General features: G+C 30.3%; 16 protein-coding genes. 3 read left to right on the top strand and 13 right to left on the bottom strand.

Annotated elements, in window-relative coordinates; genetic code table 11:
* Nucleotides 1-194 precede the first annotated feature (194 nt).
* Nucleotides 195-449 (top strand): hypothetical protein, encoded by a 255-nt coding sequence (locus tag ABJI11_RS06800; RefSeq protein ID WP_348350619.1) that lies wholly within the window; start codon nucleotides 195-197, stop codon nucleotides 447-449.
* Nucleotides 450-474: 25 nt separating this feature from the next.
* On the opposite strand, the gene ABJI11_RS06795 is transcribed toward ABJI11_RS06800, so the two are convergent.
* The 13 genes from ABJI11_RS06795 to ABJI11_RS06735 all read right to left on the bottom strand — a co-directional run bounded on the left by ABJI11_RS06795 (nucleotide 475) and on the right by ABJI11_RS06735 (nucleotide 15,333).
* A complete protein-coding gene (locus ABJI11_RS06795) occupies nucleotides 475-1,560 on the bottom strand; it encodes a glycosyltransferase (protein ID WP_348350617.1) in 1,086 nt (361 codons plus the stop codon).
* Nucleotides 1,557-2,657 carry a glycosyltransferase gene (locus ABJI11_RS06790; RefSeq protein WP_348350615.1) on the bottom strand — a complete coding sequence of 367 codons (1,101 nt, stop codon included), beginning with the start codon at nucleotides 2,655-2,657 and terminating at the stop codon, nucleotides 1,557-1,559. The genes ABJI11_RS06795 and ABJI11_RS06790 overlap by 4 nt, the downstream gene beginning before the upstream one ends.
* Entirely contained in the window at nucleotides 2,654-3,598 is a 945-nt protein-coding gene (locus ABJI11_RS06785) for an EpsG family protein (protein WP_348350614.1), read from the bottom strand. Before ABJI11_RS06785 ends, ABJI11_RS06790 begins: the two co-directional genes overlap by 4 nt.
* Before the next feature lie 97 nt (nucleotides 3,599-3,695).
* The gene (locus tag ABJI11_RS06780) at nucleotides 3,696-4,781 is read right to left on the bottom strand and encodes a glycosyltransferase (protein WP_348350612.1); all 1,086 of its coding nucleotides are present in this window, start codon (nucleotides 4,779-4,781) and stop codon (nucleotides 3,696-3,698) included.
* Nucleotides 4,782-4,786: 5 nt separating this feature from the next.
* Nucleotides 4,787-7,003, bottom strand: a complete 2,217-nt coding sequence (locus tag ABJI11_RS06775) for an ATP-grasp fold amidoligase family protein (protein ID WP_348350610.1) — start codon at nucleotides 7,001-7,003, stop codon at nucleotides 4,787-4,789.
* A gap of 35 nt (nucleotides 7,004-7,038) precedes the next feature.
* Nucleotides 7,039-7,809, bottom strand: coding sequence for a dTDP-4-dehydrorhamnose reductase (gene rfbD, locus ABJI11_RS06770; RefSeq protein ID WP_348350608.1), 771 nt, complete (start codon nucleotides 7,807-7,809; stop codon nucleotides 7,039-7,041).
* The gene (gene rfbC / locus ABJI11_RS06765; protein WP_348350606.1) at nucleotides 7,806-8,351 is read right to left on the bottom strand and encodes a dTDP-4-dehydrorhamnose 3,5-epimerase; all 546 of its coding nucleotides are present in this window, start codon (nucleotides 8,349-8,351) and stop codon (nucleotides 7,806-7,808) included. Before rfbC ends, rfbD begins: the two co-directional genes overlap by 4 nt.
* Entirely contained in the window at nucleotides 8,348-9,208 is an 861-nt protein-coding gene (gene rfbA, locus ABJI11_RS06760; RefSeq protein ID WP_348350604.1) for a glucose-1-phosphate thymidylyltransferase RfbA, read from the bottom strand. The genes rfbC and rfbA overlap by 4 nt, the downstream gene beginning before the upstream one ends.
* Before the next feature lie 4 nt (nucleotides 9,209-9,212).
* The gene (gene rfbB, locus ABJI11_RS06755; protein ID WP_348350602.1) at nucleotides 9,213-10,220 is read right to left on the bottom strand and encodes a dTDP-glucose 4,6-dehydratase; all 1,008 of its coding nucleotides are present in this window, start codon (nucleotides 10,218-10,220) and stop codon (nucleotides 9,213-9,215) included.
* A gap of 3 nt (nucleotides 10,221-10,223) precedes the next feature.
* A complete protein-coding gene (locus ABJI11_RS06750; RefSeq protein ID WP_348350600.1) occupies nucleotides 10,224-11,219 on the bottom strand; it encodes a hypothetical protein in 996 nt (331 codons plus the stop codon).
* On the bottom strand, nucleotides 11,220-12,902 hold the full coding sequence (locus ABJI11_RS06745) for a hypothetical protein (protein WP_348350623.1): 1,683 nt from the start codon (nucleotides 12,900-12,902) through the stop codon (nucleotides 11,220-11,222).
* A 46-nt stretch (nucleotides 12,903-12,948) separates the two neighbouring features.
* Complete coding sequence (locus tag ABJI11_RS06740; RefSeq protein WP_348350599.1) at nucleotides 12,949-14,454, bottom strand: GH3 auxin-responsive promoter family protein; 1,506 nt, start codon at nucleotides 14,452-14,454, stop codon at nucleotides 12,949-12,951.
* 6 nt (nucleotides 14,455-14,460) lie between these two features.
* Nucleotides 14,461-15,333, bottom strand: coding sequence for a M23 family metallopeptidase (locus ABJI11_RS06735; RefSeq protein WP_348350597.1), 873 nt, complete (start codon nucleotides 15,331-15,333; stop codon nucleotides 14,461-14,463).
* A gap of 337 nt (nucleotides 15,334-15,670) precedes the next feature.
* On the opposite strand from ABJI11_RS06735, the gene ABJI11_RS06730 reads away from it, so the two are divergent.
* A complete protein-coding gene (locus ABJI11_RS06730; protein ID WP_348350595.1) occupies nucleotides 15,671-15,823 on the top strand; it encodes a hypothetical protein in 153 nt (50 codons plus the stop codon).
* Between the two features lie 1,045 nt (nucleotides 15,824-16,868).
* The gene (locus ABJI11_RS06725; protein ID WP_348350593.1) at nucleotides 16,869-17,054 is read left to right on the top strand and encodes a twin-arginine translocase TatA/TatE family subunit; all 186 of its coding nucleotides are present in this window, start codon (nucleotides 16,869-16,871) and stop codon (nucleotides 17,052-17,054) included.
* Nucleotides 17,055-17,331: the final 277 nt, after the last annotated feature.

Raw genomic sequence — 17,331 nt, 5'->3', positions numbered from 1 at the left:
TTCTATGATAAGTGCCGGGAAAATTATTTTCTATTGCCCAAAATAAATAATTATCAATCTGAACAGTATATCGAGGGTGGGTGTATATAAAATAAAAATAGTAAAATATGCAATATATAATATAACATAAAACACCAAACGTAAACACCTTAAGTATAGAAGACTGTAAAGTTTTAAGTTTAAATTTCAGCTTAATGTTAAATACTATTAAAGGCAAAACTGCACAAATTATCTTTACATCATTAATTATGGTATTATCAAGAAGGCTTCTTCCAGAGAAAAACAAAGACAATAAGTCAGAACTAAAAAATAAAAAAAAAGCTAAAGACAAAAAATCAACACTAATTGGTTTTTTAAATAAAATAAGACCGTTTATTATTAATATAGCGGCGGCTAAGGATGATACTATTAATGGTAATGGCAATGGTAAAATAAATGCAAAAATATAAAAGCCGAAAAAATCTTTATCTAATTTCATAAGTTATCATAGATATCCAATAGTTCGGCCATAATTTGTGAATTAGAAAAATGAGTGGCAACTCTTTCTCTAGCATTTATCCCCATTTGAATAACTAATTCCTTGTCAAAAGATAATTTATCTATAGCTTCGGTAAGCTCTAATATATTAGAGGGTTCAACTGTTATTCCAGTTACATTATCTAAACTCACATAAGGCACGCCTGTAGGCAAATTGGTATTTATAATTGGTTTACCATAAGACATGGCTTCAAGTTGTATAATACCAAAAGCTTCACTCGCAGCTATAGAGGGGAATACAAAGAAAAGAGAGTTTTGCAAAAAACTTTGCTTTTCATTCTCATTTACAAATCGATTAATAAATTTGATCTTTTTACTTGTGCTTCGTTGAGTAGCTAATATTAATTCGACTATACTTTTATCCCCATCACCTATAATTAACAACTCTTTATCCGTTTCAGTTTTTAAAAAGGCTTCTAAAAGAATATCAATACCTTTATAGTATGATAGTCTTCCCAAACAAAGGATATATTCACCTAAAGGATATTCTTTATTTTCAAAATCGAAGTCAATACCTAATGGCAATATGCAAACCTTATTAGAATACTTCTTTAAAACCGCAGAAAAACCAAGTAAATTAGGCGATGTAGTAGTGATAATAGATGCCTTTTTACATAGAAACGATTGAAAATATTCAACAAAACGTTTTAATGACTTTTGTTTAATTATATCACTATGCCAGGTCACAATAATTTTCTTCTTTTCATTTAAAAATAAAGACAAAATTGAAGCTAAGGGAAAAGGTTCATGAAAATGAAAAACATCAAATTCTCTATAATATTTAAAAAAATAGTAAAAAAAAGAAAACGAAATAGGCATAGACATAAAGGTTCCAAAAGATGAACATCTAATTACTTCAATTCCATTAATATTCTCCTCAACCGTATTGAGGCAAAAATCCTTATGAACACATAAGACTTTAACTGTATGATAATCGTTTAATGCTTGAGCATATTGATTTACAACAGTTTCAACTCCACCGATATCAGGAAAAAAATATTTATTTACTTGTAAAACTTTCAATCCTTTTTAAAATATAGCTTCATTAATTTACTTACGTGCGAATTAATAGAATATGTGTTCATCTGATTTAAGTTATTCTTCAAAATTTCTAATTGCTCTTTTGAACCCAATTGATTAATACATAAACGGAGCTTTTCAACTAGCCCGTTAACATCTTTCTTCAAAAACAAATAACCTGTTTGACCATCTATTATTAAATCGATATTGCCATTGCAGTCTGAAGCAACCACAGGAACCTTACTTAAGCCAGCCTCAATAATTGAAGTAGGTAAACCTTCGGATAATGAAGTTGACAAATATATATCAAAATTACTCACATAATTACCAGCACCTTGTATATCTCCCCATAAATAAATGTGACCTTTACTGGATAAGCTTTTTAAAAATTTGTCGACTTCGTCTTTATATGACTTGTCACCTGTTAGGAATCCTCCCATTATATGAAGAGCAGCATCTGCATTTTTTAATCGATCAAAACTTTTCACCATTGTTATAATGTCTTTAACCTCATCTATTCTTGATAGGCTAACAATGTTAATTCTATACTTGTCTACCACTGTTTGCATATTCATAGGTAATGACCTTTGTGAAATTTCCACGCCATTTCCTATTACCTCTACTTTTTCTGCTTTTACACCAGTAACTTTTAAATAAAATTCTTTTTCAGAAAAACTAACAGCAACTGCTTTTACATAAAACAAGGAAAATAATTTTTCGAAATAAATATGAAATTTATGTTTGATGCCCGTATATTTTATATGAAATCCTCTAAATGTGTAAAATATTTTCTTTCTATAAAATATGAATAACAAAAAAGCATATAGCCCACCACCTTTTCCGTTAGCATGAATAATATCAGGTTTAATCTTTCTAACAATCTTAAGTAGTTTTACAAACGATTTCAATTTAAAACTAGTTAAATCAACATCAAAACTTTCTTTTGACTCATGAACATAGTCATTAAAAAGTTGGTCATCAACTTTATAAGCTGCAGCATAATTATTAACCTTACCCTTACTCCCTATTATGAATCTTAGTACATTGACAGGAGCCCCTCCTATTTTATAAGCTGGAAATAAATGTAATACCTTTTTCATTGAAAAAATTCAAGGTTTGCATAATAGTATTTGTAGTTTTTAAGTGCTAACATTAAAGCAGCTATAATAAAAAATATAATTCTAGCACCCATTTTAGAATCTTTGATTAAAAATGCTAATAGAATTCCTTCAACAGCAATAAAATAATATGTGATTCTAATCATGTATGAAAAGCTATTTAGGAAAAAATTGAGAGAAACACCCAGAATAAATAAATTAAGTAAAAAAGAGTATATGGGGTTATTTATCCTTTTTTTCTCAACTACAAAAATAACTGAAATAAATATATACCATATTTGAATTGGCGAAAATCCAACTCTTTCCATTTTTGAAGCATAATTCAATAATTTAGAGAAAATAAATTCACCTAAAAAAAAACTAAACTTAACAGTGAATTGTAATACTTCTACCAAGGATATAAAAACAAATAAAAATGATATACCTAATAACGTCAGTAAAGTATTCCTCTTTATTTTCAAATCGTACAGCCACCAAGCTGGAATTAAAATAATTGCTGAAATATGAAACGAAGCAGCTAAAAATATAGATGCAAAAAACAAAATTTTCTTTTTTTCAATAATGAAATAAAGAGAAAAAAGACCAACCCCTAATGCCATAGCTTGCCTAATTTGGTTTGCTTCAAGAGATAAAAAGTATGTTCCAAATAATACAAATGCACTAATTATTGGCAATGGAGATAGTTTTAGAAGTGCTCTAAATTTTATACCGACTGATATTACAGCAATACAGAAAAAATAAAAAATCTCATTATTATAAAGAGTTTTAATTAACGTAGAAATGTATAAAAAACCTAAATCTAAGCCATCATATCCTTTTACTTTGTGTCCAATATCATTAAAAAATGACAAATAATTTTCAGTATCAATACCATCCGTTCCTCTAAAAGTTAATACCAAAGCAACAGAAACAAATAATGTCAAAAATAAACTCCGAATTTTTTTATTTAATATGGTTTGCAGAAAAGAAATTGTAAAAAAATAAATATAAAGAACCACATAATATATCATCAAAAATAATTTACATATTTAATATTAAATCTTGATATATATTTACGATAGATTTTATTCCATATCTTTTGTTAATCTCTTTACTTATTCTTTTTTGAGGTAAATCTTTAGAAGTAAACTCCTCACATGCTCTCTCAAAAGCCTGATTATCTTCTAAATCAATAATTTTACCAAATAGAGGTTTATCAATAATTTCATTAATGCCACCTTTATAAGCATTCGCTATGACAGGTACATCACAAATAAGTGATTCTAAAACCACGTTAGGGAAGCCCTCAAATCTAGAACTTGATATAAATATTGTGGCTTTAGCAATATATTTATATGGATTACCTCTAAAGCCAAGAAGCGATACATGTTCCTCAATATTTAATTCTTTAATCAAATCGATTAAATCATCTTTTAATTTACCCTTCCCTATTATAGAAATGTGATACTTATTCTTATCTTTAAATTTAGAAAATGATTTTAAAAGTATATCATATCCCTTTTGGTGTGTTAAACTACCAACAGATATTAAATTGATTTTATTGACAGGAAGTAGTTCATCATTAGTTTGCATTGAAACTTGAATATGCTCTAAATCTACCGGGTTATTAATTTTAACTATTTGATCTTTTCTAAAATTATGAACAAGATTTCTCAAATCTACCTCCATATCATTACTCTGAACAATAATTTTATCAAAGTTTTTATAAAAGAGTTTATAAAGTAGCAAGGTGATTTTATTATGATTACTCATGCTCACTATATTTGATTCTCTCCCAATTATCTTAACATTATTAGGAATCATAAAAGAAACAGCAGATAATAAGGCATTTAAATGACCCAGTGTAGATAAAACAATTTCAGGTTGTTCCTTACGAAGATACCTTATGATAGGATAAATGGAATAACGAACTCTTGACACTCCTAAGTCATGAATCTCTATAGTTGGATCACTTTCTATTTGTGACAAAAACTCACCTTCTTTTTTTAAAAGACATAAAACAACTTTAAATTTGTCCTTGTCAAAATACTTGCACAAATTCATAAAAACCCTCTCAGAGCCACCACCACCAAGTGATGGGAGTAAAAACACCACTCTTATCTTCATATTTTTTAAGCTATAGTATTATGGTCTGGCAATGTTACCATATCTCCAAGTTTATAGTCCCATTTTTTGGGAATAATAGGCCTAAAACCAGAATCATGATGAAAAGTAATTTCTCCAAAGTAAATTTTTTCATCATCTAAAGAATAAAAATCGACTCTTACGTAAGAAAATGGTTTACAAAGTTTTTCAGCTAATTCAATAATTTTATTTAGTGTTTTGGGCTTATCAATATCAAAAGAATTCGGTATAGTCTCTTTTCCTGATTTTAATTTAATAGCCCAATGGAACTCTGCTCTTGACCAATCCTTGTCATACCAATTTCTAGTATGATTATCTGTACCTCTATCAAAATCTACTTGAATAAACTCAGGTTTACCATCAAAACAGTGAACTTTAAAATCTTCCGGTATATTACCTTCCTTTGTTATTAATAATTTTTCTACTAATATTTTAGGCGGTATATTTTTATATTGCCATTCTTTAGACTTAAAATAAAAATTTGAATTTAGACTTTTTAAGAAAAAGTTTCTCAAAGCATTCCAATCATCAACGTAATTTTTATTCTTTATAATCTTATAACTACCTGAATCATGATTCGTTTTAATTATGAATGATTCATTGGGTAAATTATCAAAACTTATATCTTGAATTTCCTCTGTCACCAAAATTAACGGTACTAAGAATTCTTTACCGATTTTCTCTCCCACATATTCTCTTACTGCAATCTTATCCGCGCAAATTGTATGTAGTGGAGTTCTATCATATAATTTTAACCATTGAATCTTTTCATTTAATGTTTTAGGATTTTCTAGGTCCAATTCATAACCCATTCTTCTCTTAAAACGATTCTCAGTAAAGGATTTCTCATTGACTATACGATGCCTATATAAATCGAATAAATAAACTAAAGGTCTTGCTAAGTAGCTATAAGCCCCACCATTATAATAATATTTTCCCAATTTTGACCTAATGCCCATAGATATAAGATTATATTTTGTTGCTAAATAATATCGATATAAAAACTCAAAAATATAAACAATAAAGACTACAAGAACAATATACTTAAAAGTTATTTGGGTAGAGAAATACAAAATACATATTAAAATCACGTAAAGCCCTGAAGACATTAGCATCGAATGAAAAAGAAGTTTAAATTTATCGAAAACAATAAAACAATTTCTAGCTAAGAAAACTGATAGAGTAAGGAATAGAGAACTAAACAAGAATATTCTAATTTCATTTTCATTTAGTATTTCATTGACATTCAAAAAGTGAAAAATATCGGTTAAAAAAATTTGTGTCACTAAAACCATCGCCAAAACAAAAAGGAAGCTGTAAAAAGCAATTTTCTTTACAAAATCCATATTTAAGTCTTTAGCCACTTTTGGGTATATAGCTCCATTTATTGCTTCAATAGGCTGTGTAATAAATGAAATTAGTTTTATAGAAATATCATAAAGTGCCACCTCTTGCATTCCTAAAAAATATCCAACAATAAATACATTAAAGCGATCTTTTATAGAAATAACAAACGTAGAAGCGAAGAGATAAAAACTACTTTTCACATAATAATAGTAACGATTAAAACTATAAAACCTAAAACTTACCTTTTTATAATTGAACATTACTATTAAACCAATAACACCACCTATAAATGCTCCGACACCAAAGAAAATGGGCACATTCAAAAAATCAGCAGCACTTTTAATAGTCAGGAACATTAAAATAACAAAGACAATTTTAACAGAAACATTTATAATAACAATATATTTCATTTCTTCCACTCCTTGAAAAAACCATTTAGGGAATAGAATGAAGTTAAAATTTAAGGCGTAAAATAAAAGGTATAAGGTTTCATCTCCTTTAAAAAATGGAACATTCATAACCACAATTACATAAATAGCGAAAACAAGGATGCCAAAGAAAATTCTAAGCGGTACTATACATGAAACTATTTCAGATAATTTTATAGCATTATCCCTATAAATTGAAACTTCTTTTACCGCAAACCTATCGAAACCGAAATCTATGAATAGAGATAAGTAAAGTGCTAACGATTGCGCCAAAACTATTTTTCCCCACAATTCTAATCCAAACAAATCAATTAAAAAAGGATAAATGATAACTGGAAAAAACACATTAAAAACTTGTAATAATGTTAAGTAAGAAAAATTTTGGACAATGTTATTGTACTTATCTAGTAGAAGTTTAAACTTTTGCATCAATTAAAATTTTTCAGAAAACCTCATGTTAAAAATCAATCAAGCCTACTATTTATTGGTCTTGCCGCAAGATAAGTTGATTTATCATTATGAATTATTACTTTATTTGAAAGGTTTTCTGTTTTTAAAATCTTTTTAGCAAATTCAAACCATGTCATTTCAACCTTATCTGTAAAATGATATAAATTTGAATCAAAATTAGCTAATATAACTAGTTGATTAATAAATTTAGCAAGGTTTAAAGCGTTCGTTGGATAACCAACTTGAGTGTTAGAGATTTTTAGTGTGTGATTGACCTTTGCAATATTTAAAATTGTTGTATAAAAATTCTTTCCAAATCCCGAATACAACCAAGAAGTTCTAATAATACAATAATCATCCATTATCTCCTGAATATATTTTTCGCCCAACAATTTAGATTTTCCGTATTCATTAATTGGGTTAGGTATATCTTCTATAAAATAGGGTTCTTTCTTTTCACCATCAAAAACATAATCCGTAGAAATATGAATTAGTCCAACTTCATGTTTTTTACAAGCAAAAGCAAGATTTTTGACACCTTCTGCATTAACCCTAAATGCTATATCTGGTGTTTTTTCGGCTTGCTCAACATCGGTATATGCTGCACAATTAATACAATAGTCAAAATCAACGAGATCAAAGCTTTTTTTAATTGATAAAACATCTGTAATATCTAAATCTTTAGAATTTTTGAAAGTGAATTCCAAGTTTTTAAACTGCGCAGCTATTTTCTGTAAACATTGCCCTAACTGCCCATTTGCTCCCGTAACTAAGACCTTCTTCATTGCATCAATTCTTTAAAAGTTGGTAAAATCAAATCTTTTTCTGAAACTATTAATTCAGATGAAGTTAATCCCCAATCTATGGCTAAGTCAGAATCATTGTATAAAATTCCAGATTCCATTTTAGGGTCATAATAGTTATCGCATAGATAGGTGAATATTACATTGTCGGTAAGGGTCACAAATCCGTGTGCCATACCTTTTGGTATAAAAATGCTTTTATTATTTGCATCTGATAAACGCACCTTAATATGTTCGCCAAAAGTTACACTATCAGGTCTAACATCAACGATTACATCAACTACCTCGCCTTTTTGAACTGAAACTAGCTTGGCTTGTGCGCTATCTCCCTTTTGAAAATGAAGTCCTCTTAAAACACCTTTTTTAGAAAGAGATTTATTTTCCTGCACAAAATCAATTTCATACCCTAAAAAATTAATTAGTTCTTTTTTTTTAAAGACTTCAAAAAAAAAACCTCTATTATCTTCAAACATTTGAGGCTCTATAATTAAGCAACCTTTTAATTTTGTTTCGGTTATTTTCATTTAATCAAATTCATTAAATATTCACCATAACCACTCTTTAACAAAGGTTCAGCCAATTTTTGTAATTGACTAGCATTTATAAACTCTTGTCTAAAAGCTATCTCTTCAATACATCCAATTTTTAAACCTTGTCGTTCTTCTATTACTTGTACAAACTGAGATGCTTGCATTAAAGAACTGAATGTGCCAGTATCTAACCATGCAATTCCCTTATCAAGTACACTTACTTTCAAATTACCTTTATTCAAATAGGCAATATTTACATCTGTAATTTCTAATTCTCCTCTGCTACTTGGTTCTATGTTTTCAGCAATTTCAACTACTTCATTATCATAAAAATAGATTCCTGGTATAGCAAAATTAGATTTAGGTGTTTCTGGTTTTTCAACAATCGAAATAGCCTTTCCCTTATTATCAAATTCAACTACACCATATCTTTTTGGATTATTCACGTGATATCCATAAATAATACCTCCTTCCGGCTTATAATTTTCCTTCAACAATCTCTCAAGACCATTACCATAAAAAATATTATCCCCTAAAATTAAGGCAACCTTATTGGAGCCAATAAAATCTTTACCAATGATGAATGCCTCCGCTAACCCTTTTGGTTCTTTTTGAACGGCATATTCAAATCTACAACCTAACTGACTACCGTCTGAAAGTAACTTTTTAAATAAAAGTAAATCTTGAGGAGTAGTAATTATCAGAATTTCTCGTATACCTGTAGTCATTAAAGTGGACAACGGGTAATATATCATTGGTTTATCATAAATAGGCATGAGCTGCTTACTTAAAGTCTTTGTCAATGGCCATAAACGTGATCCAGTACCACCTGCAAGTATGATTCCTTTCATAAATTTAAAGTTGATATTTTTTTAAATACCAGTCAACAGTTTTTTCTAAACCAGAATCAAAGCTTTCATTAGCTTTCCAACTCAGTTCTTTTGAAACCTTAGACGCATCAATTGCATACCTAAAGTCGTGTCCTAGACGATCTTCAACAAATTCAATTTGACCTTTATAGCTTCCCTTTTTTTTAGGGATTTTTAAATCTAAAATTTTACAAATCTTCGTCGCTATCGTTAAATTATTATATTCATTATTCCCCCCTAACAAATAAGTTTCTCCCGCCTTTCCTTTGTGATAAATGGAGTCTATACCTGTACAATGATCCTTAACAAATAACCAATCTCTTACATTTTTTCCATTCCCATAAATGGGAATCTTTACACCATTGATGGCAGATCTAATTATTGTAGGAATTAACTTTTCATCATGTTGTTTAGGGCCATAATTATTGGAGCAATTACTGGTCACTACGTTCATGCCATAGGTGTGATAATAGCTTCTGACCAAAAAATCAGAAGCTGCTTTAGATGCACTGTATGGACTATTAGGCAGGTAGTTTGATTCCTCTGTAAAATATCCATTTTCCCCTAAAGAACCATAAACTTCATCAGTTGATATGTGATGGAACCTATTGTTTTTTCCTTTCCAAAAAATTCTAGCATTTTCTAAAAGATTAAAAGTGCCTTCAATGTTGGTCTTTATAAATTGCCTCGGAGAATCTATTGAATTATCTACATGAGATTCTGCTGCAAAATTTATTACACCACTAATGTTATATTCCTCAAATAAATGCTTAACCAAAAGGTTATCGCATATATCCCCTTTTACAAATGTATAATTTGGATGATTCTCAACTCCCTTAAGGTTACCTAGATCTCCAGCATAGGTTAATTCATCTAAATTAACAACCTTAACACTAGCGTTCTCTCCTAAAAAATAAGGAATAAAATTACTCCCAATAAAACCAGCGCCACCAGTAATTAAAACTGTGCGGTTATTAGATCGGAGGTCTGCCATTATTTATATTAAAGATTGCGCTTTCTTATTTAAATATACCACCGCAGCTAGTATAAAAAACACAGAAACAAATATTACAGGAATCAACACAATACTTTTACCGAAAAAAGACTTTTGCTCTACTTGAGGTTGCCCCATATTAATTATACTAACAGGTGCTATACGCTCTTCTAACTCTAATCTCTTTGTTTCAATATCTCTAATTAAGCTAGTTTTATATTCAAATAAATCAGCAATATTAACTTGTTCCTGATTATCTAAAACAATTCTTTCAGTTGAACTATTACCATTATTTGAAACTAAACCATCAGTATAATTTTCAATAATTTCATCTACTTGTTTTAACAGCTTTTCATTTGCCTCAATACGACCCATAGCATTTTTTCGGTATACTTCTAGAAGATTGTTATAGTAGGTATTAGTATTAATGTAATTAACTGCTTTCTCTGCGAACACCTTCCCGAAAGTGGCATCTTTATAAGAGAAAGTTATTCTATGATTAAAAGAACTTTTATTCTGTAACTCTGCCCTTACAATATCTGCAATAGCATCTGTATTTTCAAAACTTTGAAGTAACTCTAAATATTTAATATCACTTTCAGACCCTCCTACTTCTGCTACTCTAGATATTTCAATATTTAAACCGTTAAAATCAATATTATCGATCCCTATTGACTTAAAAAACAAAGTGTCTTTTGATTTAATGTTAGATTGTATTTCACCTACAACATCATACAAGTAGTTTTTACTTTCAATTTGAGGTTTTACAATCACCTCAGTTTTATACTTTTTTGATATAATTTGATTTAAGCCATAGCCTATTGCAAGCCCAACAACCACAAGACCAATAAGTAAAAACATGTTCTTTTTAAGATATAAAAATACTCTTAAAATCCAACGAAAAACAGCATCAAAGCCCCTTCCTATTAATTGAAATAATTGACCCAAATCAATTTCATCAGAATTGTTTTGAGAAGATGGTGATTGATTGCTTGCCATTTATGTAGTAAATATTTGCTTTAAAATTCTATCCGTAATTAGGTAAGTAGGTTTTACTCCCGTTGTTCCTAACCCACCAGATGCCAATGTGCTACCGGTTTCCAAAGGGTTATCAGATGCATAATATGCATACCGTACTTTTACATCTTCTCCGATACTCTTACGTATCTTAGAAGCAGATTGTATTGCTTTTTGATAATGTACGCCTTCCATCTCTAAACCTATTACATTCCAAGTAGACTTATGAAAGAACTTAAGAATGTCTTTGTTTTGAAGTGATGTTCCTAAAACCGTTACCATCGTACCTTCAAAAACCTCTAAACCATAACCTTCAAAGTCTTTGGCACACAATTCATTTTTAAATGGGTAATTGTCTGCTGTTCCTTCAAAAATATGTGCAGAAGGAATCATTAAATCTCCCTTTCCGCCTTCCAAAATACCTGCTTTTCCCATTATTGAAACAGAATCAACATTTATCAAAGACACATGGTTCTTTTTGGTATTGTATGGTTTCAATAACTCATCAATTGTTTCATACGCTTGCTCACCAAATGCGTAGTCCATTACAAATATAACAGGTTTTTTATCAACGTCTTCTTCAGAAAATTCATACGAACAATTATCTACCTTAATTTTTGCCGTATCAAATATTTGAACATCGATATTGGTGCCAGAAGTATCATCCATTATGATCATACCGTTCTTTTCTGCCAAATCTGTCACCTTTTTTCTAAGTGCTTCGTTCCCTGAGCTACTCAAAGCTTCAAAAATTTCTAATGAATCAGTATTTGGAAATTCTTTTTTTAGGGCTGCTTTAGCAAATAAAGAATTCATAACACTATGCATATTCGCTGAAATAATATGAATTGGCCTATGCATAAGGTTGTTTTTAATTAAAACCTCCTTAATATTATTTGACCAACGTTCTCCGTGTATATGGTGACCTAATCGTTCTCTTAGCAAAGCACTGAACGTTACCGCTCTTTTTTCTCCAGATATTTCTTCGTCAATAGCTAGTTTGCCTAACCAATAGATTACATTCAAAAATCTATCTGGATTGTTTTCGGTACTAAAATTTTTATAAACCTCTAGAATTTCTTCAAATGACCTACCTAATATATTTGCAGTATGTATAAGCGCAATTTCTCGTTCTGCCTGAGTTAACTCTTCTTTTTGAACCGCAGCCTCAAGCTTGGCCCAGTCTCTTATAGTTTTTTCGGTATCCGTTATTAAAACACGTTTACATATTTTTTCAGACTCAATGAATAAAAAAGTAAGGTGGGTAAGAATATCATAAATATCCGATCGCCCTCTAGTAATCTCAATATTCATCTGCTCCTTATCTATACGATAACAGTTCCTTCTTCTTTTAGGTGGAATAATTGGGCTTATATGAGAAATACCATAACCCTCATCGGAAGTTAAATTGATAAAAGAACATTGTTCTATACCTTCAGGTAACCTTTCCAGCACATAAATTAAGCCACTTAACTCTGCTTTATCTTCTCCTAAAGAACCATATATTTCAGGTCTTAATTGTAGTAAGGCATTTTTTAAAGCTTCACCAGAAACCCCGTTCGGCTTATAAAAACCTCTATTAAATAAATGACGCATAGTAATATACATGCGTTCTATAGCGTTTGTCGATTCTTGCGCTCTTGTTGTTGTAATTGCTTTTCCCATGGATGATTTCAAACGAAATTACGATTTATAATTTGTTATTTAAAAGCTAGTTGTTCTCTGCCTTATATTTTGACAGACTTTCAACCACTTTTCGGTCATTAGACAAACGTTGTACTTTGTTCTGTCCGCCAAGCTTTCCTATTGATTTCATATACTCTAAAAATCCTCCGTTTTTGACCGGAGTAACTTTGAGGGTCTGTAGCACTTTGCCTACAATTAAATCATAGTAATAGCTATTTTGCTTTTGTAAAGCCATATCTAGTTCTTGAATAAAACCATCCATATTAGATGGTAATTTTTCAAACTCTATAAACCACTCATGATATGGTAATTCATTTTTATTAGGGGTAATTTGTGGTGCCACGGTAAATTCACTTACACTAGCATCGGTCGCCTTTGTCGCCACTAACATAGCCTCTTCTACTTCTTTTGCAATAACGTGTTCGCCAAAAGCAGAGATAAAATGCTTTATACGGCCAGAAACCACAATTTTAAAAGGAACAACAGAAATAAACCGAATGGTATCACCTAGATTGTATGCCCAAAGACCTGCATTAGTGGTGATAATCATAACATAATCAACACCAACTTCTACATCTTTTAAAGTAATTCTTTTAGGATGTTCATTAAAGAATTCATCTGATCGTACGAACTCATAAAATATTCCTGCATCTAACAGCAGTAGCATTCCATTTTCTTTTTGAGAATTTTGGTATGCGAAAAAACCTTCACTTGCCGGAAACAATTCTATACTAGCAACCTTTCTACCTATTAAGGTTTCAAATTTCTTTCTGTAAGGTTCATAGTTAACTCCTCCATAAATAAACAGCTCAAAATTCTTAAACAAGTCACCTACATACTCATTGGTATTTTCTTTAAGTTTTTCAAAATACATTTGTACCCAAGAAGGTATGCCCGCTATTACGGTCATATCTTCATCTTTGGTTTCATCCACAATGGTATTGACCTTGGTTTCCCAATCTTCTATACAATTGGTTTCCCAACTGGGCATTCTATTTTTCTGTAAATAATTAGGAACGTAGTGCGCAGAAATACCAGAAAGCCTACCCAGTTTTACTCCGTTTTTCTCTGTTAAAACGGGACTCCCTTGTAAAAAAATCATTTTACCGGTCACAAAATCCGCCCTACCGGTTTCATGAATATAATTAAGAATAGCATTTCTAGATGCTTTCACTTGTTCTTTAATACTACCCTCGGTAATTGGAATATACTTAGCACCAGAAGTTGTACCTGATGTCTTTGCAAAATATAACGGTTTTCCTGGCCAAAGTATATCCTCTTGACCGGCTACGGCTAAATTTACATAGTCCTTTAATTCCTCATAATCTCTTATAGGAACCTGCGCTATAAAATCGTTGTGAGTTTTTACTGTTTTGAAATTATGATCCTTTCCAAACTTGGTTTCCTTGCCTTTTGAAATAAGTTCTTTGAACACATTTTCTTGCGTCTCAATAGGATTACTGACCCACCTATCAGTTCTTTTAGCGATACGGTGTGCAAATATTTTAGCAGCAATGGTCTTTAAGGACATTTCGTTCTAATTAAAATCAATATAATTTAAAGGGTCAATCGGTGTTCCGTTGTCCCAAATTTCAAAATGTAAATGTGGTCCTGTGGTAAGCTCTCCTGTATTACCTACCGCAGCAATTACTTCCCCACCTCTTACTATATTACCCTGGTATTTGGACAAAGAACCGTTATGCTTATATACACTTAATAATCCGCCTTCATGTTCAATAATAATTACATAACCAGTATCTGCCGTCCATTCAGAAAATATTACTGTTCCGTTAGCAACTGCCTTTACAGGACTATCGGTCGAAGCTGTAATATCTACAGCATAATGTTTCTCATTGGGATTAAAACCCATGGTAACAGACCCTGAAACCGGAGTAAACAATACTAAATTCTTTTTATCAATTGTTCGTTCAAACAAGTTGTATTTGTCTTCAAGTGCAACCTCGGCCCTTAATAATGAATCTTCCTTTATAGGGTTAAGATCTACAGATGCCGGGTCTAATTTAAACTGCTGAAATAGAGAATCTCTATTGATTACATTGTTTTCAATATCCCCCTTTAAAACCATACGTATATTATCTAAATACTTATTGGTATAGTTCAAGGTTCTAACTAAAGAATCTGTTTTATACGTTAGCTCTGTAGCTTCTTTTTTTAATCTTGTTGATGAATAACCAGGAATATATTCTCGTAAAGGAGTAAATGCTATAAGCAGTGTAGTCAACCCTATTAAAGTAATCATGAAAAGTGATCCCGTCACAAAAACATTAAGCCTACTTAACTTAAAAGAAATCTTCTCTTCAAAAGTATTTTCGTTAAGTATTACTAAACGATACTTATGAAGGAGTTTCCTTTTTATTTCTTTTCTTTTTTTGACTTTCTTTTTGGCCATTATAACAAAGATAAACTTAGAATTTAATTTTAGACCTTCTTTTAAAATGAATAATTTACAAAGAGTTTTATAAACTTAAATTAATTACGGCATTCTCCATATTTTCCATTCATAAAAAACATTTAAATATTACCAGACTAATGGCTAAGAGACTAGCCAGTTTTAAAACTATTTTATTTCCAAAATTAGTTTTAAAATTAGCGCTTATAAACCTTACAAAATCAATCTATATCACAACTAGTTTATCAAGTATTTAATGATACATTCTCAAACACACATTAAGCTCTTTTACCCATTTAAAAGATACACTGATAATATCCTTAATTCTATTTTCAGTATGATACATACCAGTTACGAACAAATTAAAAATTCAGAAAATCTTACTAAGCTTAGCTCAAGCTATAACGGCCTTTATAGTGATGCAGATGATGACAACAGCACAATTTGGCACTTAACAATAACTTTTGATTTACCAGAAGGTAAAACTTAATTAGTCGGCACTGTAGTTATCAAATATTGTCTCATTCACTATTGCAACAAGAGATTATATAGATACGGTATAATTCATTTATAATTTACGACTATTTAAAGATAGAAATACTATTGATTATGTAAAAAACGTAACGGTAAAGAAAACACACCATAGTGAACATACTGTAAAATGTATACACCCTATTGAATGCATAACTGGTAATAAATGATATTATGGCAATAGATGCTTTTGTTGGTGCTGCAAATAATTTAAATGTAATTATCAAAAATCCGGTTACGGTAGTATTTCATAATTTGACTATTTAGTAGAGGTTTGTGTCCATTTTAAAGCTTACTAGGAACTATCATTTAACGGTACCGTTTATCTTACTCCAATTCTAATGACTTTTGTCACTAACCCATCGATTTAAATTCGGCTCCATTTGAAACTCCAACGTGGTAACGGTATACATTAATTTGAAATTGAAAACATAACCTTAACAAAAAAGTTAGTGTTTACAAATTGTGTTGAAAATCAAAATATGCAACATATCCCTAAATGAAGACCCTTAACTGGCAGATGTTGATAAATAAGTATTTCTATATCAGGTTTTATAAATATTACTCAAGAATGGTCAAGTGTATCATTTCAAAGCGTAACAATGCACACCCACAATGAGTTATAACTATTATATATACAGAATATAAAATGATGCAAGTATGAACCATGCCTATATCGTTAAAGTTAATATTGACTATACTTCCAATGACATTCTTTCTTTCGTTGATTTTAACCCAAAAAGTATAGTGATGATAATGCGTCATTAGACAATTATCTAATTGTTTATTTACTATCGGATACTCATTTACAATGGTAATATGAAAAAAACTATTACTGGCGATTCTCAAGGTCTTGAGTCATAAACACTCAATACCAAATGGTATTTTATATAAAATTCACCTAACAAAACACTTCTTATAAATAAAAAATCACTTGCTATTAATATTTACAGCAAACTAAGAACTTTTTAGTATCTTTGAAATCCATTTTAAATTATAGTCTTATGACAATATTATCTACTTTTTTGGCCATAGGGGCTCCACAAATTATATTAGTGGTAGTCGTAATTCTACTTTTATTCGGAGGAAAAAAGATTCCAGAACTAATGAGAGGTTTAGGTAGTGGAATTAAAGAGTTTAAAGATGCTTCCAAAGAAGATGAGCAACTAGAAGAAAACAAGAAAGACTAAAAAGAATTTAGTCTTTCGTATAATTTATAAAGCTCTGATATTCAGAGCTTTTTTTTGGTTTTATACATTATATCCCTAAATCTAAATCTCCTGTGGAACTAACAAACACGCAACTTATCGTATAAATTGTCCGTTTATCGAGATCACATTGGCTGCGAGTCTACTAAATAGTATTCTTTCACGACATAAAAACCCTCTTTCACAACAATTAATATTCAGAATATCGCTTTACTACTAATTTCGTTAGACTTATAGTACTAAAAATCCATAACTAACC

The sequence above is a fragment of the Maribacter sp. genome, assembly GCF_039968975.1.
GTDB lineage: Bacteria > Bacteroidota > Bacteroidia > Flavobacteriales > Flavobacteriaceae > Maribacter.
The sequence above is the reverse complement of the archived record's forward strand: the minus strand, read 5'-3'. Positions and strand labels throughout refer to the sequence as shown.